This is a genomic window from Pseudomonas saxonica (assembly GCF_007858365.1).
In the GTDB taxonomy this organism is placed as follows: Bacteria; Pseudomonadota; Gammaproteobacteria; order Pseudomonadales; family Pseudomonadaceae; genus Aquipseudomonas; species Aquipseudomonas saxonica.
The window spans coordinates 82386-106856 of sequence record NZ_VFIO01000013.1 but is presented as its reverse complement, the minus strand read 5'-3'; the positions used below and the strand labels follow the sequence as shown (position 1 = coordinate 106856).

The 24471-nt window shown below is 55.3% G+C and carries 10 protein-coding genes; 3 read left to right on the top strand and 7 right to left on the bottom strand.

The features are described 5' to 3' along the window. The first annotated feature begins 211 nt into the window (after nucleotides 1-211). Nucleotides 212-559: a hypothetical protein gene (locus FJD38_RS22050; RefSeq protein ID WP_146387552.1), complete on the top strand. Its 348-nt coding sequence runs from the start codon at nucleotides 212-214 to the stop codon at nucleotides 557-559. Between the two features lie 18 nt (nucleotides 560-577). Then, the gene (locus FJD38_RS22045; RefSeq protein ID WP_146387550.1) at nucleotides 578-1726 is read left to right on the top strand and encodes a PQQ-dependent sugar dehydrogenase; all 1149 of its coding nucleotides are present in this window, start codon (nucleotides 578-580) and stop codon (nucleotides 1724-1726) included. A 34-nt stretch (nucleotides 1727-1760) separates the two neighbouring features. Here FJD38_RS22045 and FJD38_RS22040 read toward each other — a convergent pair whose 3' ends face one another. The 4 genes from FJD38_RS22040 to mexE form a co-directional block, all read right to left on the bottom strand. Further along, nucleotides 1761-2816, bottom strand: coding sequence for a tetratricopeptide repeat protein (locus FJD38_RS22040; RefSeq protein WP_146387548.1), 1056 nt, complete (start codon nucleotides 2814-2816; stop codon nucleotides 1761-1763). Nucleotides 2817-3000: 184 nt separating this feature from the next. Beyond that, nucleotides 3001-4419, bottom strand: coding sequence for an efflux transporter outer membrane subunit (locus tag FJD38_RS22035; protein WP_122785954.1), 1419 nt, complete (start codon nucleotides 4417-4419; stop codon nucleotides 3001-3003). Next, nucleotides 4416-7595, bottom strand: a complete 3180-nt coding sequence (locus tag FJD38_RS22030) for an efflux RND transporter permease subunit (RefSeq protein ID WP_122785955.1) — start codon at nucleotides 7593-7595, stop codon at nucleotides 4416-4418. The genes FJD38_RS22035 and FJD38_RS22030 overlap by 4 nt, the downstream gene beginning before the upstream one ends. Before the next feature lie 15 nt (nucleotides 7596-7610). Beyond that, entirely contained in the window at nucleotides 7611-8855 is a 1245-nt protein-coding gene (gene mexE, locus FJD38_RS22025) for a multidrug efflux RND transporter periplasmic adaptor subunit MexE (protein WP_122785956.1), read from the bottom strand. 282 nt (nucleotides 8856-9137) lie between these two features. Between mexE and FJD38_RS22020 the strand changes: the two genes are divergently transcribed. Then, the gene (locus FJD38_RS22020) at nucleotides 9138-12047 is read left to right on the top strand and encodes an RHS repeat domain-containing protein (protein ID WP_244302786.1); all 2910 of its coding nucleotides are present in this window, start codon (nucleotides 9138-9140) and stop codon (nucleotides 12045-12047) included. A 94-nt stretch (nucleotides 12048-12141) separates the two neighbouring features. Here FJD38_RS22020 and FJD38_RS22015 read toward each other — a convergent pair whose 3' ends face one another. From FJD38_RS22015 to FJD38_RS22005, 3 genes are read right to left on the bottom strand one after another with little or no spacing between them, the layout of a single operon-like run. Next, a complete protein-coding gene (locus FJD38_RS22015; protein ID WP_146387546.1) occupies nucleotides 12142-16632 on the bottom strand; it encodes a SpvB/TcaC N-terminal domain-containing protein in 4491 nt (1496 codons plus the stop codon). Beyond that, entirely contained in the window at nucleotides 16629-21467 is a 4839-nt protein-coding gene (locus tag FJD38_RS22010; protein WP_146387544.1) for a Tc toxin subunit A-related protein, read from the bottom strand. The genes FJD38_RS22015 and FJD38_RS22010 overlap by 4 nt, the downstream gene beginning before the upstream one ends. Beyond that, nucleotides 21460-24390 (bottom strand): Tc toxin subunit A, encoded by a 2931-nt coding sequence (locus FJD38_RS22005; RefSeq protein WP_146387542.1) that lies wholly within the window; start codon nucleotides 24388-24390, stop codon nucleotides 21460-21462. Before FJD38_RS22005 ends, FJD38_RS22010 begins: the two co-directional genes overlap by 8 nt. Nucleotides 24391-24471 lie beyond the last annotated feature (81 nt).

The window sequence follows — 24471 nt, the reverse complement described above, 5'->3', positions numbered from 1 at the left end:
GATGGGTTATAAACGCAAAAACATCATGGCGTAAGTGTCATAAATGACAGGTTGTTGAGTGGCCTAAAGGGGCATTTACTTAGCGGTTGGGTTTGCCAAGTAACATTGAGTGACATTTTGAGACTTTAAATTGAGCGTATTTAAGTTTTAAACCGAACCTGCGCCTCCAGAGTCCCTCAAAGATTCTGGGTGCCTAGAGAAGGAGAATGCGATGAAACCTTGTCGATCCAGACTTGCCTTGCTTCTGCTGGGGTTTGCCACAATAACGTGCGCAAATGCACAGAGTGATGTTCAGGCTGCGGCCTCTTCGGACATCCAATGGGTGGCACAAGGCTCCACGCACGGCAACACCAACAACACACTGCGGCGAATCAATCCTAATAGCCGTCAAGGCAGCGTTCCTGCTACGCCGGTGCCCCCGGCGCCTTCGACCATGCCCAGAGTGAAAGCCCCGACCCTTGAGAATGGTGGGGTGGGCAATGGCTACCCGCGTAATCCGCCGCTGCCCGAGACCGTCAAGCCGACTGCACCGTCGCTGCAACCCCGGGAAAATCGTTAATCGAATAAGGAACAGCTAATGCTGAGAAGAACTCTGTTGGCTGCGGTGTGTGCCACTTCACTGCTCAATGTTGCCTTTGCAGCTTCTACCGACGGGCAGAAGTCGTTTTCTTCCGAGGCGGGGACCCTTACGGTGACGCCTGTGGTGGAGGGGCTAAATCATCCCTGGGCGGTGGCTTTTCTGCCCAATAACCAAGGCTTGTTAATCACTGAACGCCCAGGTCATCTGCGGGTGGTAAGTCCTGAAGGCAAACTCTCTGCGCCGTTGTCAGGCGTACCGCAGGTGTGGGCTAAAGGGCAGGGGGGATTGCTTGATGTGGTCCTGTCGCCAGACTTTGCCAAAGATCGATTGGTGTATGTGTCGTACGCAGAAGGTGGCGAAGGGGGGAAGGCCGGAACTGCGGTCGGCCGCGCTCGTTTATCGGATGATTTGACCGAACTGGACAATTTTGAAGTGATATTTCGTCAAACACCCAAACTTTCTACGGGTAACCACTTTGGTTCTCGCCTGGTCTTCGATCGCGACGGCTATCTGTTTATCGCCCTTGGCGAGAATAATCAGCGGCCCACGTCCCAGGACCTCGACAAGTTGCAGGGCAAAATTGTGCGTATTTTCCCCGATGGACGAATTCCACCCGACAACCCTTTTGTAGGGCAGACAGGAGTCCGGCCGGAAATCTGGTCATACGGTCATCGGAATCAACAAGGTGCGACGTTGAATCCGTGGACGGGCACGCTCTGGGCCCATGAGCATGGCCCCAAGGGCGGTGATGAAATCAACTTGATTGAGCGCGGCAAAAACTATGGCTGGCCGCTGGCGACTCATGGCATTGATTATTCTTCCCAGCCCATTCCCGAGGCCAAGGGCAAGACACTGGAAGGCACCGTCGTTCCCCATCACGTCTGGAATAAATCGCCGGGCATCAGCGGCATGGCGTTCTACGATGCAGACCGCTTCAAGCCTTGGCAACACAACCTGTTTATTGGCGCTCTGGCCGATAAAGACCTGATACGTCTACAGCTCGATGGCGACAAGGTGGTGCATGAGGAGCGCTTATTAGGTGGGTTGAACGCGCGTATTCGCGACGTCCGCCAGGGGCCTGACGGGTATTTGTATGTCTTGACCGATGAGCAGGATGGCGTGCTTTACCGCGTGGGCCTGCAATAGCGGGCTGACTGCTTGTGCTAGCCGTGAACCCCTTTCAAAGTCCCTGCTGCAAGGCTGGATCATCGGGGTTCATTTGTTCAAGTTGTGCCAGTAACACTTGCACGTTCTGTATCTGCCCGGTTTCTTTCCAGTAGCGGATCAGCAGAATGCGGGCCTTGCGATTGGCGGGTTGTCGTTGCAACAGCTCTTCAAGTTGGCGTTGTGCCGCTTCCAATTGTTCGAGGTCGTGCAGGGCAACTGCCAGTTTGTAACGGTAGTCACTGTTGTCAGGTTCCAGCTCCACGGCCTTGGCCAGGCCGAGCAGCGCGTATTCAGTCTGGCCGTGGTTATGCAGCCAGACCCCAAGGGCATGTTGCAGATAAGCCGAATCCGGGTGCGCCTGCAGTTGCTTGGCCAACAATTGCCGTGCTTGATCAGCCTGCCCGCGTTTATCCAGCAACTCTATTTGTGCCACCACTGCGCGCAGGTTATCCGGCTCAAGGGCCGTGACTTTCTCCAGCGCTGCCTGAGCCTGATCCAGTTGCCCTTCATGCAGATACAAACGGGCAAGTTGGCCTTGCGCCTGGGCGTCGTCCGGGCGGGTAGTGAGGTCGCGCTCATACTCGTCGACGACTTGCTGCAACGGGCCGAAGTACAGGCCTTGTTCATCGGCCGACAAACCCAGCAAGGCATTGGCTGCCGCAAATCGTACGCTTTGTTCAGGGTCCTCCAGTAACGGGCCAAGCAGCAGCGTGCGTTGAGCATTGGGCACCAGACCGGCAACGCTTTGAATAGCCGCCTGACGCACTAAAGGTGAAGGGTTGAGCAGGTCGGCATCTGCCAGCTTCAAGGCTTGAGGGCTTGGGTAGTTAGGCAGTTCAGCATGCAAGCTGGCGCGGCGGATATCGGAGAGGTCAGTGCGGGCCAACTGCTGATACAAGACCCGCGCAGCGCCGGGCTGCCCGTTATGGGCTTGTTCGAGCGCAGCCGAATAGCTGTGGCCAGTGGTGGCGGGCGCTACCGTAGGGGCGGAGCGCATTCCATACCAGAGGCCGCCTGCGATCAGTGCAGACATCAGGCTGACAAACAGGTAACGGCGAGGCTGAGCCATGCAATATCCAGAAACAAGCGAGCGTATGGGCTGCAAGATTGGGACAGTCTGCAGCTGGAGTCAAACGGCGGGGTGATTGCGGATGGATCCAGCCCGCAAAAAAAAGCCCCGCGACCGAATGAGCGCGGGGCAAAAAATTGGTTGGTTGCGGCCAACCAAAGGAGCTCTTGGAGACAGCGTTAAATCAGTGCGCGCGGGCCAGGGTCTCTTCCGTTTCAGGTTGCCAGCCGCCACCCAACGCTTTGTAAATGGCCACTACGCCGCGATACATTTCTACCTCGGCTTGTGCCTGACTGTCTTCAGCGGCCAAACGCTCACGCTGGGCATCGAGCAAGACTAAAAAGTCCACTGTGCCTTCGCGGTAACGTATCGCTGCCAAGTCAGCGGCGGTGCGGCTCGATTCACTTTGACGAATCAACGACACCAGACGTTGCTGGCGTTTGCCATAGTCACTGAAGGCGTTGTCAGATTCCTCAAGCGCTAAAAGTACTTGCTGCTCGTAACTGGCCAGTGCGCCTTCGGCTTCGGCATCGGCGCCACGCAAACGTGCGCGTACGCTGCCCAGATCAAAAGCGGGCCAGGTAATGCGCGGCCCCAGTGCCCAGGCATTGGCTGCCGCCGAACCGATTTGTGACCCGCGCCCGGCGGTAAACCCCAGAAATCCGCTCAGACTGACCCGCGGGAACAAATCGGCTTTGGCCACGCCGATACGAGCCGTGGCCGCTGCCAGTTTGCGTTCGGCGCTCATGATGTCCGGTCGGCGCTGCAACAGGTCGCCGGGGTTGCCAATGTTCAACGCCTTGGCAATGGCGGGCAGTTGTTTAGGGCTCAAATCAACGTTCAGTTGTTCAGGTCGCTGGCCCAATAGCGTGGCGATACGATTGCGCTCGCGCACTTGCTCGGCTTGCAACTGTGGCACGCTGGCTTCAACCGAAGCCAAGCGGGCGTCAGCACGCACCACGTCCAGTTGGTCGCCCACGCCCGCATCGCGCAGGCTTTCAGTGATGGCCTTGGAGTCCTGCTGGTTTTTCAGGTTGTCCAGGGCGATGCGCTCACGCAGTTGGGCGCCGCGCAGTTCGCCGTAGGCATCCACCAGTTCCGCAATCATGGTGACTTGCAGTTGGTACAGATCCGCCGCTGCGGCCTGTTCATCTGCGTCGCTGGCTTCCAGTTCGCGCTGGATACGGCCAAACAGGTCGATCTCCCACGCCATATCCAGACCCAGGTCATAGCGCTCACTGTTGACACGCTTTTCGGTCTGGCCCGGTATCTGTCCTTTGCCAATATCACTGCTGGCACGGCTGGTAATAGTCGGCATGGCGTCGTTACTGACGTCATCGCGAATGGCCCGTGCTGCACGTAAGCGGGCAAACGCCACACGCAGCTCGCGGTTACCGTTGAGCGATTGCGTCACCAACTGATTGAGCGTCGGGTCGTCAAACTGCTGCCACCAGATGCCTTCAAAGTGCGCGCGGTCAAACCCCTTCAAATACTCGGCATTGACCTGTGCCGGTGGGGTGTCCGGAGTTTTGTAGTCCGGGCCAACGGCGCAAGCACTCAAAGCCAGCACCAACAGGCTCGGCATAAAGACTTTCAAGCTCATTGCTGCGACTCCAACTTCAGGTGTTTGGCTGCTTTACGCGCTTCACTGCGCTCCACATAGCGGCGAATCAATACATAGAACACCGGTGTCAGCAGCAGGCCGAAGAAGGTCACCCCGAGCATCCCGGAGAACACCGCAACACCCATGGCGTGGCGCATTTCTGAGCCAGCACCGCTGGAGAGCACCAAAGGCACCACACCCATGATGAAGGCGAACGAGGTCATCAGAATCGGCCGCAGACGCAGGCGGCAGGCTTCCAGTACCGCAGCCAGCGGGTCGAGCCCCTCTGCCTGTTTGTCCTTGGCGAACTCCACAATCAGAATGGCGTTCTTGCATGCCAACCCCACCAGAACGATCAAGCCAATCTGAGTGAAGATGTTGTTGTCACCGCCCGAGAGAATCACCCCGGTAATTGCCGAGAGCAGCGTCATCGGGACGATCAGAATCACCGCCAGTGGCAGGCTCCAGCTTTCGTATTGAGCGGCCAGTACCAGAAACGCCAGCAACACACACAGCGGGAACACAAACAACGCGGTGTTGCCCGACAGGATTTGCTGGTAGGTCAGCTCAGTCCATTCGTAGGTCATGCCGTTGGGCAGTTCTTCTTTCAGCAGTTTTTCCATTGCTGCTTCGGCTTGGCCCGAGCTGTAACCCGGTGCAGCGCCGCCGTTGATTTCAGCGGTGACAAACCCGTTGTAGTGCATCACACGGTCTGGTCCTGCGGTGTCGCTGACCTTGATAAAGGTCGCCAGCGGGATCATTTCACCTTTGTTGTTACGCACTTTCAGTTGGCCAATCTGCTCAGGTTCCAGACGGAATTGCTGCTCAGCTTGAACATTCACCTGATAAGTACGTCCGAAGCGGTTGAAATCGTTGGCATAAAGCGACCCCAGGTAAATCTGCAAGGTGTCGAAAATGTCGCTGATCGCCACGCCGTGGGTCTTGGCCTTTTCACGGTCGATAGCGGCATCGACTTGCGGCACGTTGACCTGATAGCTGGTAAACAACCCGGCCAGTTCCGGCACGTCATGGCTCTTGGCAATTACGTTCTGGACTTCTTTGTACAGCTCGTCATAGCCCAGACCGCCACGGTCTTCGACTTGCAAACGGAACCCGCCAATGGTGCCCAAGCCTTGTACCGGAGGCGGCGGGAAGATAGCGATGTAGGCTTCTTGAATATCGGCAAATTCCCCATTCAGTGTGGCGGCAATGGCGGCAGCGGATTGACTCGGGTCTTTACGCTCTTCAAACGATTTCAGTGCGACAAAGACAATGCCGCTGTTGGGGCTGTTGGTGAACCCGTTGATCGACAGGCCGGGGAAGGCAATCGAATTGGCTACACCGGGCTGTTTAAGTGCCAGCTCTGACATGCGCTTGATCACGCTTTCAGTACGATCCAGGCTGGCCGCATCCGGAAGTTGGGCAAAGGCCACCAGGTATTGTTTGTCTTGCGGGGGCACAAAACCGGTCGGAGTGTGAGCAAATCCGGCCCACGTCAGCACCATCAGGCCTGCGTAAATCAGCATGGCGATCCCGCTGCCACGAATGATGCGACGCACCGTACCGACATACCCGTTACTGGCTTTGACGAAGAAACGGTTGAACGGGCCAAACAGCCAGCTGCCGAACAGGCGGTCGAGCAGTTTGGTGAAGCGGTCTTTGGGGGCGTGATGGCCTTTAAGCAATACCGCGGCCAGCGCCGGAGACAACGTCAGCGAGTTGAAGGCAGAGATCACTGTCGAGATGGCAATGGTCAATGCGAACTGCTTATAGAACTGACCTGTCAGGCCCGAGATAAAGGCGGCCGGGATGAACACCGCACACAGCACCAATGCCGTGGCAATAATCGGCCCGGTCACTTCTCGCATCGCGCGCTTGGTCGCATCGACAGGGTTGAGCCCCAGTTCGATATTTCGCTCGACGTTCTCCACCACTACGATCGCATCGTCCACCACGATACCAATCGCCAATACCAGGCCGAACAGCGACAGGGCGTTGAGCGAGAAGCCGAACATATGCATCACCGCAAACGTACCGATCAGCGATACAGGCACGGCCACCAGCGGAATAATCGAAGCGCGCCAGGTCTGCAGGAACAGGATCACAACCAGCACAACCAGAATCAGGGCTTCAAACAGGGTATGAACCACCGCTTCAATCGAGCCACGGACGAAAATGGTCGGGTCGTATGCAATCTGATAGTCCATCCCTTCCGGGAAGCTCTTCTTCAGTTCGGCCATTTTGGCGCGAACATCGTTAGAGATTTGGATCGCATTGGAGCCGGGGCGCTGGAAGATTGGAAGTGCCACGGCCGGCTGGTTGTCCAGCAAAGAACGTAACGCGTACTGGCTGGAACCCAGCTCAACCCTGGCAATATCTTTGAGTCGCGTGATTTGGCCATCATCGCCGGAGCGGATGATGATGTTTTCGAACTCCTCTTCAGTGACCAGACGGCCCTGGGTGTTGACCGACAACTGGAAGCTGGAAGCGTTGGGTGCCGGCGGTGAGCCCAGAGCACCGGCGGCGACCTGACGGTTTTGCTCACGGATAGCCGTGACCACGTCGGTAGCTGTCAGGTTGCGCGATGCGGTTTTGTTGGGATCGAGCCATACCCGCAGTGAGTAGTCGCCCATGCCGAACATTTGCACATCACCGATACCGTCCAGGCGCGCCAGTTCGTCCTTGATATTGAGAATGGCGTAGTTGGACAGGTAGAGCATGTCGTAACGCTGATCCGGCGAGGTCAAGTGCACAACCATGGTCAGGTCGGGCGAAGCTTTGTCCACCGTAATACCGATGCGCGTCACTTCTTCCGGCAACTTGGGCTGTGTCCGCGTCACGCGGTTCTGTACCTGCACCTGAGCATTGTCAAGGTCAGTGCCCAACGCAAAGGTGATGGTCAGGGTGATTTTGCCGTCAGCGGTGGATTGCGAAGACATGTACAGCATGTTTTCCACGCCGGTAATCGCTTGTTCCAGGGGCGCGGCAACGGTATCGCCAATCACCTTGGGGTTGGCGCCGGGGAAGCTGGCACGCACTACCACGGTTGGCGGCACGACTTCGGGGTATTCACTGATGGGCAATTGGAACAGCGAAATGCCGCCCGCAATCAGAATCAGTAATGAAAGCACAGCCGCGAAAATCGGCCGCTGAATAAAGAACTGGGAAAAATTCATCGGAGTTGTCGTCCCTTAACCGCGCGGAGTCGCAACGCTGGCAAGCTTCGGCGCGTTGATGGCGGGCTTCACTTGTTGCAGGTTGCTGGCTTCCAGGGCTTGTCGTTGTTGCGCCAGTGCGGCGAGGGTTTGTTCGTTGGCCATCGGGATCACTTCAGGCGCTACCGGGGAGCCGGGGCGTACTTTCTGCAAGCCCTTGACGATGATGGTGTCGTTTTTGCTCAGGCCGCTGCGAACAATGCGCAGGCCCTCGATTTTTGGCCCCAGATCAACCGTGCGGTAGGTGGTTTTGTTGTCAGCATCCATCACCAATACAAACTTCTTGCCCAGATCGGTACCGACCGCTTCTTCATTGATCAAGACGGCCGAGTAAGTACCGCTGCCCACCAATTTCAGGCGTGCATACAGACCAGGCGTGAAGCTGCCATCGGCGTTGTCAAATACCGCGCGCCCCCGGATGGTGCCGGTTTGCGGGTTGACCCGGTTATCGACGAAGTTCATCTGACCGAGATGAGGATTACCTTCTTCGTTGGACAGGCCCAGATACACCGGGGTGGTCTGACCGCGTTGGCCCTGACGAGCGAGTTGCGAATACTTGAGGAATACGCGCTCGTCGGCGTCGAAGTAGGCGTAGACCTTGTCAGTCGAAACCACGCTGGTCAGAGGGGTGACATCAGCGGTGACGATGTTGCCGGCCGTGATTTCGGCACGGCTGACACGGCCACTGATGGGCGACGTCACACGGGTGAAGCTCAGGTTGAGCTTGGCCAGATCCAGTTGCGCCTGAATCGCTGCGACACCGGCGCGGGCTTCTTGAGCGGCAGTGGTACGCGAATCAGCCAGTTCTGCCGAGATGGCATTGCTTTGGCGAAGACGCTCGCCGCGCTGGGCTTCGTTTTCAGTACGGCTGGCGTTGGCGCGCGCTTGTTGCACCTGGGCTTCAAGCTGACGCACAGTGGCCTGGAAAGGACGAGGGTCGATCTGGAACAGCACGTCGCCCTTTTTCACCAGGGCGCCCTCAGTAAAGGCGACCTGATCAATCTGGCCCGACACGCGCGGACGTATTTCAACTGTTTCCGGCGCTTCAAGGCGCCCTGTGAATTCGTCCCATTCGTTGACCGGCTGTTCCAGTACTTTGGCCACACTGACTTTGGCTGCGGGAGCAGGAGCAGTCGCTTGTGGGGTTTTGCCGCATGCGCTCATCACCACGATGGCCAAAGCCGCCAGTGGGAAGCGCAAATGTTTCAGTGACTGTTCCATGAGGGGTGCATCCGCCAATTTGTTGAGATGGGCGGATAATGCTGGCGCGCGTACTGGCAAACGAATCGAACCCAGCAAAGGTTATTATCACTGGGAATGATAGAAAGTCGAAGCGAGCCGTCTAGCGTGAGGCTTTGGTTAGCAGGCTATCAATTAATTGTGAGAATTGAGGCTATCGGAAGACGCTTATTCAGTCACAAAAAACAACGAATAAGTACCCCTGACAAAGCAGGTTGAATGGTTAGGTTGGCCCAATTATTGTGCCAAGCAGGTCATGTATTTATGCCTTCCCTACACCGTCATACGCCTTCACTGATTGCTTTCGACCCTCGGGGTGCCACCGTGCGTTCGGTGGCTTACCACCGGCTGCGCAGTGAAGACTCGCCAACCGCTCACATCACCCGCAATGTGTGGAGTGCCACTGGCTACTTGCTCCAACAATGGGATCCGCGTTTTTACGCACTGCAGGTGGGTGACCCTGCTGTGCGTCCTAACATGAGCCACTGTTACAGTCTTTCCGGGGTCGCTTTGCGCACTGACTCCATTGACGCCGGGCGCAGCGTGGCGCTGTTTGGCTGTGGTGGGCAACCCCTTGAGCGCTGGGACAGTCGAGGCGCCCGCACACGTCATGAATATGATTCATTGCTCAGGCCGATTGCGTTATTTGAGCAGGCCAGTGATGACTTGCAGGAGCGTTGCGCTGAGCGTTTAACCTACGGTGCCAGGACGCGTGAGCACGCGGCACACAATCGCTGTGGACGGCTGACTCGTCATGACGATACGGCGGGTTGCGTGACTTACGATCATTACGCTCTCTCGGGAAGCATTACGGGTGAGTCCCGACGTTTTGCTCTGGTGCCCGGTGAAGTCAATTGGTCACAGGTGCAGAGCTTGCGCGAGCACGCATTGAAACCCGAGCGCTTTTTCAGTAGCTGGCAATACGATGCCTTGGGCGCCGTGCGTGAGCAGACCGATGCCAGAGGTAATCGTCACCTGTCGCAATACGGCCAGGAAGGTGAGCTGACTCAGCTCTCGCTGCTGCTCAAGAGCGGTAAGCGCAAAGTTGTGGTGGACCGCCGGGTCTATAACGCTTTGGGGCTCGTGACCTTGGAGCGAGCCGGCAACGGCATGATCACGGAGGTCAGTTATAACGAGGCTGATGGCAGCGTGCGCCGGCTGGCAAGCTACCGTTCCGAGCGCCGGGAGCATGCCCTGCAAGACCTTACCTATGGCTATGACCGGGTTGGCAATGTGTGCAGCATCAGTGACGCTGCCCAGGCCACCACCTGGACCAGCAATGCCAAGGTCAACGCCACAAGCCTGTTCGAGTACGACACCCTGTACCAGTTGACCCACGCCACCGGGCGCGAAAATGCGCAGCACAACGGTGGTTCACGACTGCCTGAATGGGTAATGCTAGGTGCTGCGCAACGTAATCTTTGGCGAAACTACACGCGCCAATATCAGTACGACGGCAGCGGTAATCTCTTGCAAATGCGACATATTCCCTCGGTAGGGCAGGGTTACACCCAGCAGATGCGAGTGGCCCTGAACAGTAATCGAAGCGTCCTTTACACAGCGAACCCAATCTCGGGCAGTGGTTTTGATCGTTGTGGTAATCAGCAAATGCTGGCACAGGGCCAAAGCATGACCTGGAACGGGCGTAATCAACTCACACAGGTCAACCAAGTGCTTCGTGACGACGGCGAACATGATCTGGAGACCTATGCCTACGATGCCAGCGGGCTGCGTGTCCTCAAATGCCGGTCGAGCAAGGCCATGAGCCTGACCCATACGCGTGAAGTGATCTATTTGCCAGGGCTTGAGTTGCGCCGTGACCATGCGCTGGGTCAGTGGCTCACGGTCTTGTCAGTGGACACCGGGCGAGCGACGGTCAAAGCGTTGCAATGGGAGAAGGGCAGGCCCCGAGGCGTAGAGGATGAGCAACTCCGATTCTGCCTGTCGGACCCCCTCGGCAGTTGTTCGCTGGAGCTCGATGAGCATGCTGCGCTTCTCAGTCAGGAAGGGTATTACCCCTTTGGTGCCACTGCCTGGTGGGCGGCGAAAAATGCCATTGAAGTGACATTCAAGACCCTTCGCTATTCGGGCAAAGAGCGGGATGCAACGGGGCTCTACTACTACGGTTTCAGATACTACGCGCCTTGGTTGCAGCGCTGGATAAGCCCAGACCCCGGGTGCGATATCAATGGGCTGAATCTTTATGCGATGGTGAACAATAATCCGATGACTCTGAGTGATCGGGACGGGCTTCAGGGATCTCCCATGGCTCAACGTCTGCTCGTGGGGCTTGCCTATGTTCCGCTGCTGGCAGGGCTGGGAGCGGCCTTGGGCTGGGCAGTGGCTGATGTACCTGTAATCGGAGCAAGCTTGGGTGTCTTGCTCGGGGTGAGCCTTGTGGCTTTTTTGATTCATGACCGCTACCTGAGGGAAAACAGGCGCGCGTTGTTTAATTCCCCTGACGCCAGACAACGAAGAGTGGCCAAGTGGTTGTCCGAAACGGCTGTAGACATTGCCGAGTCTCGTGGCCTGACCCATGAAGAGACCAACCGACTGGTCAATTTTTTTTATCAACAACAACGCGATGAAGAAAAATTATCGATTCAGTCACACACAACAGCAACCGGCAAAATTTACGGTTTTATTGGCCCTGCGAGCTCCCAAGAGCGCTTAAACCAATTGATTGAGCTTGAAAGGCCGGTGGGTAAAGAGCTGCGTCAGCTGGGTTATAGCCACATTTTACTGCGCGAGCCTGCTCGAGAAGCGATGGTCCAAGGCTCAGCTGAAGGCGGCCTAAGCCGATTTGATGTCCAGGGTTCCACTGCATTGGCGAAGCGAAAAGTGGCGAAAGAAAGCAGTGCTCCTGCAAGTACTCACAGGCTGGCTGTGGCTACAGGCTCAACTGCTTCGTCTATCACTATCGATACGTCCAGCATTGCGAACCGCATGGAAGGTCTTGAAGGTCGCAGCATCGCTATCACGCTGGGTCACCTGAGTGAAGGGCGAATGGCGGCGGTGCATTGGCACAAACACCGCGACAGTGGTGCTGAATTGTGGTCTGCGGATCTTCATGGGTTTCCAGGTGCCGGTAAGCGGCGCGGTGCATTTCGATTGATCCTTGAACGTATCAATGCTCGTAACTACCGAGTGGCCTACATAAGCGATCCCCACTGAGAGTGATCTCTGGCCGTCGCTCCGGAGCAGTGCGGGCCTGCTGTTATGGCAGGCCCGCTCATCAGCTATGAGCAACACGCGCAAGGCATTGTGCTTAATCCTCGAAGGTATCGTTTTCATCCTCACTGACGGTGTACCACGTGTGATAAGTCTGACGACTTAAATCACCTTTGGCGTTTATCTTGCTCGTCAGGCGCCCCAGCGGGTCATAGAACAATTGATCGCTGAATCCGCTTTTTCGTAATGACTCGTCTTCGATGTAACCGTGCTGATCTGCGAAGTAAGGACGATAGCTACGTATCGCCAGGCCTTTGTTGTTGTACTCAACCCTGCCACTGACACGCCAGCGCTTTTCGCTGTGTTGACGCAGAGGCTGCGCTTGGCTGTCTTGGGTCAGTCGTCCAGCTGGGTCGACCACGTAGGCCATTCCCGCTGAGGTTTTTTGCTTGGTTTGCAAAACGCGGCCAAAACCATCGCTACACGTCAGGTTGATATGAATGTGCCGGGTAATATCCGGGTCGCTGGTGGTGTAGGTATCTGCCTGCAACACAGCACCATAAACCGGCTCTCGACGCGCGAGACCAATCTGCTCACTAAGTAAACGGTTATCCCCCTGGCTCAAGTCCAGTGTGGCCACGCGTGCTCGACAGCTGGCACGGATATACCCGCCAGGAGTCAGATAGCCCTTGGCTATCCATTGCACACGCTCAGGGGATGCGGAAATTTTCCCCATCCAGCTGAAGGGTGCATAGAAGCAGGCGCTGGCGGCGTTTGACAGTGCTGTCTCAGGCGCCTCGATAGCCGCTTGCGGGCTGTCATCAGCAGGGCGCTGGTACTGCTCAAGGGCCGCGAATCCCGTGGCTATACCGCGCTCATGACCGTAGATGCTGGTCGCTTGCAGTTGCCCGAATGCGTCATAACGCGCCTGCTGAACGGTGCCCTGAGGATCAATGATCTTGATGGGCAGTAATGATCTGTAGTCGTACACAGCCTGGGTTTGGCAACCATCAATTGAAGTCACTGAAGCGATATGACAGTGGTAGCGGTCATAGGTCAGTTCGGTGAATGAGTGGCTTTCTGAGGGGCGTAAACGGGAGACTCGATAGAAGGACTGCTGACCTGAGTATCGGGCAAATCCTTGTTTGAGCGACCACAGTGCGGTTGTCGCACGGCTCTGCGAGTCATCTGCGTTGTCGGTGGGTAAAAACACTGACATGCGATGGTAGTGTTCTTGGCGAAGGGTACGCGCCAAGTCAAAGGAGGGCGCGCCCGGCAATGAGGGGAGATCGTCGTATGCCGACAGAGCCATCGCGTCCAGTTCAGCACTTTCACGATAGGCCGGTAATGCTTCAAAGCTGGCGTGTCCTTGTGCCAAGGCCGAGTCGCTCAGTGCGAGGGTGTAGTACTGCACCGTCATGCCGGCCAACGTGCGAGGGACGTGTGAGCCTAATGGGTTTGTTGGCCCACTGCTGATCAAGTTTTCGTAGTTGATATGCGCAGGTTCAAGGCTGTCCTTTTCAAGTACCAGCGCGTTGCTGCGCTGGCGATAAGGCAGGTGCAGCCGCCAGCGCTGGTTGCCTTCCAGATGGATGGGTTGCGCCAGGACTTCGCTGATGTAGTACGCCTGTTGAGCCGGGTCGTGGGTGTCGCGCCACCAGGTTTTTTGGTGAGACTCGTTAAAAGGCGGCGGGTCACTGGGGCGTGCACGGCGGGCGTACTCAATGGTAAGCCCGTGCACCAGGCCGCCATAGCGGTCCCGGCGTAGATTGATCGTGTGTTGGCAGGCAGGATCGGTACGCTCGCGTTCATAGCGGTATATCTTCGATTCCAAAGGTAAAACCAGCAGCGAGGCGGGCGGGTGTAGCTGGCGTAGTTGATAGCGGTGCTCGCTGACCGTGTAGGGCACGGGGGTAAGCGCGGCCTCAGCGGCGGCGAATACTTCTTCACGTAATGTTAAGCCGCTGAGGGCAAGTGCTGCTTCACGCAAGTCACCAGCGGACGGAGTAGGTAACAAGGTGTCTTGTAGCGTGCTTGCCTCCAGACGAGTGAGCAGTGCCTTGCCCAGAGGTAGGGCATGCTCATCGCCGGCCCAGTAATTATCTCGGGGCATGTCCAGTGATTTGCCGGTGTGAAACCAGGTTTTGCGCAGCAGTGCAGCCGTGTGCCCATGACGGCCTGCCGACAGTGTCGATTGCTCGGTGTCGGTGGTCAGCAATAAGCCATACCCCTGAAACTTGCGTTCAAGGCCGTCGTAATAGCCTTCCCTGTAAGTAAAACGTTGGGTCAATTGATTGCCGCTGATCTGATCGTGTTGTTGCTGGCGGGTTACCAAGTGCAGTGCAAATGGCAAACCGGTTATTGGCGGTTTAGCCTCGCGCTGGCGGCTGTGCTTTTCATCCAGCCACTGCTGGGCGCTGCTGCTGTAATCAATATGACCGACAGCCCCCATATTGTTATCGGTGCTGATCAACAAGTAGGGTTTTCGACTGACAAAGTCGTAACGCCAGTGACGTGGTGTTGGATGATTGACCGTCAGGATCAAGCTGGAGCAGCCCAGGCCTTGCAGGTCAGAAACGCTGGCTTGAGAGAAACGATCATGTCTGACCCCCACGGGCCAGGGTAACGAAGCGGGTGTGCCTTGCAACCCGTTGCCGGAGCGATTCATGAAAATCAGCACCTGATCAGGTTGCACATAGAGCAGGTCGCTGGCCCCCGAGCCATCCAGATCGCCCAGCAAGACCCGCGACGCTTCGAACTCGGCATAGGTGAAGGGCAATGTGGCGAAAATAAAGCCTTTACCGAATCGACCACGTCCCAGGTTTGGCCAGCATTTGACTTCGTTGTGACGAATGCGGATCAAGTGCTGCTGGCCGCTGCCGAGCACGTCGCTGAACGCCAGCAACTCAGTGGTGCCATTGCCGGGCAGCGGTAAGTGGTCATCGTCGGGTTGATGAGCAACATCGGTGCCTGGAGAAAACCCCAGTTGGCCCTGGTTGATGTAGAGGCGCACGCTGTTGCTGCCGATCAGGGCCAGGTCATACACACCGTTGCCCATCAAATCGGCCAATTGACCCTGAGGGTGGAAAAACTCCTGTGGCAGCGCCGTAAAGGGCGCGAAGTTGGACCATTGACGGTTGCTGTCCAGGGTAAAAAAACCACTCATGCCGGGTTGAGCAATGATCCAGTCCAACTGGCCGTCACCATCGAGATCGGCCAAAGATTGTTGAAGCGGGCGGGTCTGATCCGCAATGGGGATGCGCTCCAGTGTTTGTAACGCCCCATAAACCACGTGATCGAGGGTTTGTGCAGGTTCGGCCCTGAGCGGCTCGCGGTAGTACCAGCTCTTATCGTTGCGATACAGCACCCCGGGCAGGCCGTCGCGGTACAAATCAACCAACTGATAGCCCTGACTATTGACCGGGCCTTGCAACGCGTCAAAAGGTCGCCAGTCAGCCGGGGCGACAGTCAACTCAAAATCGCTATAGGTCAATTCCAGAGGTGGCCAATGGCTGATTGCTCCGCTTGCCTCACACGCTTGGTGATGCACGCACTGCAACTGGTTTACCTGGGTGTGGGTGGATGCATACTCGAACAGCACCCGGCGTGTCAGAACGGGCTCGCTGCCCAGTTCGGTTTCTTCTGGAAAATAGTGAAACATCAAGACTTGCTGGCAAAGACGTCGGCTGCCCAGTTCAAACCCATAGGCATAGCTGAAATAGGGATCACTGCGTTCAAGCCAAGGGGTTTGCTCAAGGTAGGAGGGCGCTTGAGTCATCGAGCGGGCGCGTTCGCCGTAATCAAAAATCAGCTCAAAATGCCATTGTCGTGGTGCTGGTGTTTGCGTCGACCACAACATCAACTGAGGCCTGGCGGTGATATTGCCGTAGCAGATGCGCGTCAAGTAGCGTTGGGCGCTGAAATCCCGCGGGCCATTGCCCTTAGTGTCAGCCTTGTATTGATAGTAAATCTGCTCGCCGTGGGGGTTCAGGCTTTCTTCCAGCAACCACTGGGCAACATGGGTGGGCATCTGCGAGTCGACGATGCGTGCTGCGGGCGTTTTACCATACAGGTGAATGTTGCCGTCTGCTCCCTGGACGAGCCAGAAGCCTGCCGTATCAGCCTGTGATGACCAATGTTCGATACGATCGAAGGTGTTTTCGTTTCGCGGCAGATAACGCACCACCGTATAGGAAGAATCTAGTTGCAGGCCGTTGTAATGAGTGGCCACACGGGTTAACAGGGTATTGCTTAAGGTACGTTCGGGAATAAGCTCCGAGCCTGAAGGGCCAATAAACACATCTTCATGGTTATAGGCCGGAACGCCCTTCAGGGTATTGCGGCTGATAGCGCCTGCTGAAGCATCCCAGCCCATGCCGAACGGGCTGTTGCCCAGTTCGCTGTGGTAGGTAAGGCTCATTGGCGCAGTGAACCCGCGCCCAGGAGACAAAGGTAGCGGAACCTGGAATGACGCGCCGCCAGTCATGCCGACAGCGCCCCATCCCGTGCCAATACTGTGTATGGCGCCGCCGCCCTTGGGCAGAGACGGCGTGAGGACATCGCCTTGGGTGGCAGCTTGGGTGCTCATCCCAGACCTCCTGCGCTTCTTGCGGTGTAGCGCACATGAATGATGATGTCGCTGAGAGAGTCGAGCATGGCGTGTTGTGCTGTTGGATTGGGAAAGGCCAAGCGCCAACTGGACACCGCCCCGGTGAACTCAAATGGCAGGTAACGCTCATCAGTGTCGAAGTTGAGGGTGAACAGGCCGCTGTCATTGACGCCTGTAGAGAGTGCCACCTGCTCTTTGACCCGCAGATTATTGAGGGTGTCGTCAGGTGCTTTAGAGAGTTGGGTCTGATTTTGAAGTTGCGTCAGAGTCGCTCGAATGTCTTCATAAGGACTGAGTGTGGCCGGCAGGGATACGCTGACACTTTTGATTCTGCGCAAGTAATGGTCTGGGTAATCTGCATCAAACAATGCCTTGGTCAACGCAAAGTCAACGGTTCCATTGCTGGTCATCTGCTGCTTGAGCTGCGTCCATTCCTTGTTCAGGGTGGTAGCGGTGTCCTTGCCATGCAGCAGGCGCAAGGACACTGTTTTGGTAATTTCCAGTTCACGCTGGTTATGTTGGAGGTAAGCGGCATCCATGCGTTGTAAATCCAGTTTTAGCGATTCGCCCGCCGTCATCCCCTTGAATTGATTACTCCAGCTGCTGCTTGTAATAAAGGAACTGTTCCAATCGGCGCGTTCAAATTGCCAGCAGGCCTGAGCGGTTTGGCACAGTGAATGGGCCGCATCGTAGGCCTGATAGTAGAAAGCCGCCAATTGACTGTTGAGCCACTGGAAAAGCTCAACGCTGGAAAATCGTTTATTGAGCATGTCGTAGGTCAGTCGTGCCTGTTCCATCGCTGCTTCGCTGTGCCGCAACTGCAAGCGTAGCGTGGCGGATTGTTGCGCGTGAGCTTGGAGTTGCATGTCGAGCTGGTTGATCTCCAGTCGGCACTGATCCAAGGCTTGGGTCCATTCTTGAGTGCGACGATTGAACACTTCGGTTCGATCCAGATGCTGGGCACTGGAGCGTTTTTCGTTTGCCATCCCTTGGGCGCCCGCTTGAATGGCATGAAACGCACCCTCAAAGCGCATTCCGCCATTGGAGGTTCCGAAAATATTGGGTAACAGCATCGCCAGCCCGGCGCTGGCCTGAGCGCTCGCTGCGGCAATATCCCATTTGGCAGCGTCCAGGTACTGCTGACTGGCAAGGGCTTCTTGCGAGGAGACTCCTTCCTTGAGTTGCTGTTCAAAGTAGTTCATCCGCCCCTGAATCACCTGGCGACCAGCAAGCAGTGTGCGATGGTTTGATTCGTCGACAACCATGGTTTGCTTCTGTTGTTCGACGGCAATGTTTGCCAGATCCCACGCGTGAAGTTGTTGCTGTTGCAAGTACTGCGCCTGCTCCTTGCGCTCGAACAGCAGGAGTAAGGTAGTACCGAGCTGAATGACGTTTTCGACCATTGTCATGGCGTGGGCGTAGACCACCTGAAAACGATAATGTCCAACGTCCGCTAGCTGCCTGTCAGGCATGGAAAGGTTGCCGTCACGCGTACTTCGCCCATAACCGGTCAATAGGGCGTGTGGCGAAATGGGCGGTGCGAATATGGTGTGCTGCAGAGGCTTGCCATTGATACTAAGGTGATGGCGCAAGTTATGCAGACGGCTTTGCACTTTGTCCCAGCGTGCAACCAAATCAGGGTTTAGGGGGAGGCACAGCCTATTAGAGTCGCGCGCTAAGGTAGTTTGAGTAACAGTGGCAGGTGAGCGATGCAGCGGGCTCAATTTTGTAAAGTTCCGGCCCAGGCGTTTTTCTACCCGACGAAGTTCACTGGAGGTCGACGCGCCCAGATCGGCAAGGGTTATCGGTAGCCATGGGTCGGAGCGGGTCATGTTCGGCCGAGGGCCCAGCAGATTTTTTATGCGCACATACCAGAGTTTGGCCTCCACCAGACTGTCGGCGCTGGCTTGACGGTAGGCGGCATCGCCCCGGTTGAACTGAATGTCCAGGTAGAGCATGTACAACGCTTGACGGAAGTAGACCGGAGCGCTGAGAGCAATCAAGTTCGGGTCGTCCTGTTGGTCTTGCGCATAACTCAAGTCGCGGTTGTCGCCAATCAGCGCAGGCAGCTTCCAGTGCACCGCAGGCGCGTGCGCGTGCGAATCACTGTTATTACTCTGCGGGTCAAAAATATAGTTAAGCCAAAATTGCGCCTCGGAATAACGACGCTCCATGTTCAAGCGACTGGCGACCAGCCAAGGCAGGTAGAGAAACAACTCCCAGAAATAGAGACCATGCGCACCATGAAAATCAAGTAAAGCGGGTTCGGCGATTGCATCTAATGCAGGTTCGCGCCATTGGCTGGCGCTCATTGAAAAGAGAGAGTCCAGACTGATATTAGCGGCATCAATCAGTTGGCGGCTAATGCCCGTATTCATGCGAATGCGGGCTCGGGGAATTTTCATCGCAGTGTTGTCACTGTAATGGATGGTAGAGCCGCTGAAATCTATGAACTCTAATTTGCCGATGGGACTTTCATAGCGGCGAGTGATTTTGGGCGAAAGGGGAGTATAAGTAGCTTCGTTTTTGACCGGCAGTGTCACATCCGAAGACTTCAGTGCATACCCTCGAATAATGCGGTCGTTGTGACGGGTGTCCGTATCGAAAATAAGCACTCCGTGAATGATGGTAATGGGCCGGGGCCGGTCAATTGCCCCTTGGGTTTTCTCCTCTAAAGGGCGCAAGGTTTTAGGGTTAAGTTGGATATGCGCCACAAACGGCATGTCCGGGGCCAAGCTTAACGAGGTGCCATTAAGTTCACGGCGTGAGGTTTTGGGCTCACCTACGATGTAGCTGTTACCACGGTGGATATTGGACGGGTGAGTATGAACATCATTGAGCGGGATGATGACGACGGGCTTATAGTGACGTTCATATAACGTGGCGCGTGCATTCTCGAATACCCAATTGGATCGCTCATCTGCAGGGTCGCTATTGAGTACATGAAAATGGACGGTAATGCGATAGTCTGTATTGCTGTTGTCGAAAATAAAACTAAAGGCGTCATAGTCAATGTATTTGCCTGCCAACTGGACTTCCCAGCCTTGGCGCACGGGCTGGGCATCTATGGAGTGCACGCTTGAAACGATTGCAGAGTTGTCATCATAAATCAGGCTTGAGTAGGTCAGACCTGTCTTGTCACAGGTAATGGAAAGGGATATCCAGTTGCATGGTAAGGCACCGCCAGATTTTAAACGCAGCAAGGAACCATTCACCAGTTCCGATTTTCCAAATCCGCTATTGGTAGGACGATGCAAGCACAAATCCAAAGTCAGCTCAGAGTTATTGCTGCGTGCTTTTAACGCAATGCATCGATGCTCCTGGAGAGGGTTGTCCAGTGTTGAAGTGACTTCTAATACGTTGGAAGTAGTGTTGTAAACGATATCTCTACCCGGTCGCAGATTGCGGATAAAAGACTGTTTATTTTCGAAGTTCCAATTGGAAAGTGCTGAGGTGGGGGTGCTATCAACAGCCTCGTTGACGGGGATGACTTCGCTGGTGGGAGCATGGAAGTTGAACGAGTCTTTATTGTTAAAGACGAATAGAGCCAAATAACGGTTGGCCAGTTGTTCGTCGTCTACATTGAACGTGAGATCAACCAGCGTACCTCTTGAGATCAGACGCTTAACGCTGAAGTCATGGTGTATTCTCACGGCCTGAAAAAAATCACTTCGGGTGTAGTCGCTCTTGTTGTCCGATGATGGCATTGCAAAGGCATTGAGGCCGATAAACAGTGAAGGAGGTTGTGTGGTAGAGTCCAGCACTGCAATAGTATCAGTGGCGTCTTTGACCGCATCCTTATCGAGCTTGGTCAGTTCACCCATGACACAGTATTCGTCACTGCATACTTGTGGCCCACTCCAACTGCCATCGTATTTCATATAAGAGAAGTACAGGCGATACTGAAAGTAGCGGCTTTTGAGATAATCCTTCAAGCGTTTTTTATAACTCTTCTCAGACTCGCCAGGGTCAGCCCAAGTATATTCGGGGCTGTTATGGGTGGCCGAGGGCGGAATGCACTCAGCCCATATAACCAACAGTCGATTATTAAAGCACACAGGGCGAATACTATGGTCTGGAATGAACTCAGAAGCAGGAAGAGGGATTTTTTTCCATTCAGACCAAGCCCCAGGCTGTGGAATGTCTTGTTTGTAGAGCTGAGCACCGTCGATCACAAAGGGTTCAGTTCGCTTTGACATATCCAGCGAGCGCCAGAAATACGTGCTGTCGATATTGGATTTGGCAATGAAGTAATAGGTGCTGTTGGCAAAATTGTTGGAGGCGCCGTCAATGTATCCACTTACCGTCTTAAGGGTAGCAATTTCTTCAAACTCGGCTAAATACCGTTGAACAGCAGGGCGCACACTGTCGGCATCCAGACGACATTGATTCAGGTCGTTTTCAAGTTTCTTGAAACTTTCGGTTTTTTGACTGCGTAACATCGGGTCCAGGTAATGCGCCGGGAAATGCCGCACCTGTTGAACTGTTCGCCATATCGAATAGGCATGCAAGCTGTCCCGCCAGATTTTGTGTTGAGCAGATGACATACCCAGGGTTTCATAACCGGGTTCAAGCCCGGATGAAATCGCGTTGATATAGTGTTGCAAGCTGGCAATGGCACTAGCGACGCGAGTGGTTGGAACCGCCTGACTGACTTGCACGTCCAGAAGCCAATAGGCGTATAGATCATCAGCCGTGCGGATTGTGTGTTGGCGTGGCAGCGTGCTGTCTTCAGCCAGCGCATAGGTGAGATAGAGCGCGAGCAATGCGTCACGCAGTTGCTCATTAAGCTGCTGATGGATGTATTCAGACATGGTCATTCCTTGGGTGAGTACCGAGGGCGGCGACACCCACGTGTTTCCAGTCATCGGAGCTGAAAGTGGTCGTCAAACCGGTGGCTAGCAGCACCATCTTTGCCGAGAGCCCCGTGGCTTTAGTGGCGTCATGGCAGCGCATGAGCCAGTCCAGTTCGACCATTGAACGCACTCGTTTTTCGGGCAAACGTTGGGTCAGCAACTCAACCTCGGCAGGACTCCAGCCCATGATCTCGGATAGCTGACGGTGAGATTGCACATTCAGGCTGGTCCAGTCTTCGGGGAGAACCTGTGGGTTGGCCTCATTCAAATAAATGAGCAGCGAGTCGTGATTGACCCCGTACTGCAGGCTGAAATGATTGAATCGCTGGAACAGATACAGGGTGCTGAGTGTAAGTTTGAGCATGGAAGTGCTTGCCTGCTCCGCGTCCAGCCAGTGGGGGTTGAGCAGAAATGATTGCAATACCGTACGACTCAACGGCAATTGCAGGTCGGCCTCGGCATTGGGCAAGTACAGAAGAATATGCTTGAGAGTGTCCTTGGGATGCTGGCTGCCAAGGGCATTGGCCAAAGCACGGGTTGTCTGCTTGAAAGCCTGTTTATTCAAGCCTGAAGCTTCGCTGGCTTGAGACGCATCCTTGAGCACATGCTCCACATCCGCCTTAAAAGGCTGTAGTTGTGCGAAGGCCGCTCCTACCACCGTGTAGAGTTTTTGTTTGGCTACGCTTTTGAGAGCCCGGTTACGTTCGTAATCAAGGCTCAGCGTTGTGTAGCGATCAACCACTACATCTATGGCTTTCTCCATAGCCTCAAGTTTTGGCTGCTTGTTGGGCAGCACATTTGCTCTTAAGAGCGCCTTTGCAAGCACCAGGTTCCAAGGGAGTTCCAGGTGTTTGGCGCTCGCTTCGGCCTGGGGAAGATCCAGTTCATCGAACGTGGTTTGAGGAAGAAAATACCCTTGCATGCCGTGCAGTGCATTGTGAAGTTGGGTAAGTCGCGCCTGTACTGGCGCAGGGGCGGACACCGTGTCCAGCAATAATTGCTGGCGTAATTGGGTAATGCTGGTCTTGCTGTCTTTGAGCCAGGTGACGACCCAGTCCAGTTGCATCAGTACATCGAGAAAGTCCGACGGAGCGTTGCTGCCTGATGTCCGTAAGAGGGGGGTAACCAATTGCCGGCGGTAGTCCGCACCTCCAAGCATTTGAACCAGTTGATCACATTCATAAATAGATAAGCCGAACAGTGCTGGCAGTGTGGCTTGGCGATAAAAGCTGGAAAGGGTCGTGATATTGCGCGCGGGCGCGCCCGAATATAGTTGCGTACGGGCCTTGAGCAGTCCCAACGATACTGGCGTATCTTCCAGACCCAATGCCGCACAGATTCGGAACAGAGTGGCATCCGTTGTAGTGAGGTCCAAGGCTTGGTTGTCCAGCATCAAGGGTGAATGCAACCAGTGCGGGGGGTTGAATACTTGATCGAACAACGCTGCATGTTGTGCTGTTCCATGCACCGGCAACTGGTACAACCAGGCTGAAAAAGTGTGAAGTTTGATGCCGTAGCGCTGGCTTAAATAGCGAAAAACGCCCAATGCCCGCAGGGTATTGTCATTAATCACCAGCGAGTCTGTTGGAGTGCCTTCGCAGCCTTGAGCGCTGTGCACAAACTCGTCCAGCTCGAAAAAAGGTATATCGAGCCAGCGTTGCAAGCGGATCATCCGTTGTAACCGGTCGTATCGTTGAGGACTGGTCTGCACCAGAATCATTTTGTCGGCCGTGACGGTGCTGAGTCCCAGGCTTTTTTGCCCGGCCACCACAGGGCCATTGACATAGCGTGCCCCCATGTTCTGATCGGTGGTCATCTGCGCCTGTTCAGGTAATACATGGGCTGAGCGCCGTGGGTGGTAACGCCCCAACGCCAATAATTCAAGGAGTTGGTCGGTATTCAAACCAGTGCTCTGCATGAACTGTTGTTGATCAGTAATGGGTTGGCTGTGGCCATAGTGTTTCTTGAAAAAGGACGCAGACGGCGAATCGATTGCCGGGTTTTGCCCGTAAACGTCTTCAGTCAACAGATTTTGCTGAGCTGGACTCAGGAGCGTAAGCAGGCGTTGTGCCTCATAGGCTTCCTGTTGCACGACGCCGTATTTGTTTTCGGGTTGGTGGTTGTACGGGAGCTTGAGACTGATCAGGTAATTCAAAGCCCCGAGTCGCGGTTTTTGAGCCGACAAACCCAATACACATTGCTGATGTGCCAGATCGAACGGAAGTTCGAACGGGTAACGCAGTTCGGTTAACACCTGCTCCACAGTTCGGTTGCCGTAGAGATCACTGTTGTCAGTCAGATACTTTTTTACAGGCCCGCTCAAGGTTTCGTTAACCAAGGTCAACATCGGCAGTTCGCGATGGGTATTTTCATCGTCGATCATCAGATCTTTGAGTGTTGGCCGTCGTCGGTTGAGGGTTATTTTTTCTTTAGTGCCTTTGCCTGTTTGCTCAAGCTGCAGCGCAAACATATAAAGCGCACGCAGATAAGCAGCGGGTGAATCGACGGCGGCCAGAGAGGATGCGGAGCAAAATGTCTCCCCGTTGCCAGGGAACAGGGTCGCGTAGGTGGGAGGCGCACGGGGGTCGGTTATAGCGCTGCGTCTGTTACGTAGCGAGTCGTCATCGAGTGAAGTTGGGTCACGCGCCAGCAGTTCTATTTGTGAGGCATAGCCGACGGCATTGTCATAGGCTTCCCCTCCATCGTCGTCGCAGTATTGGGCAAGTCGATCAATAAAGTCGTTTCTGGATAAACGAATGATGTCGAACACCGAGTACAGGTCGAGCGTCAGGAGTGCAGCTTTAAACCTGTCCCGATCGTGTTCACGTCCTGGGCGCGAAACAATGAGTAAATCCAGTAGGGGAGAATAATCCTTGGGCATAGTGAACAGTTCCTTTACGTGAAGTGGCTGATCCACTGCACGTTTGGAAAACTATCATTGCCCTCGTAGCGCTAACCGTCA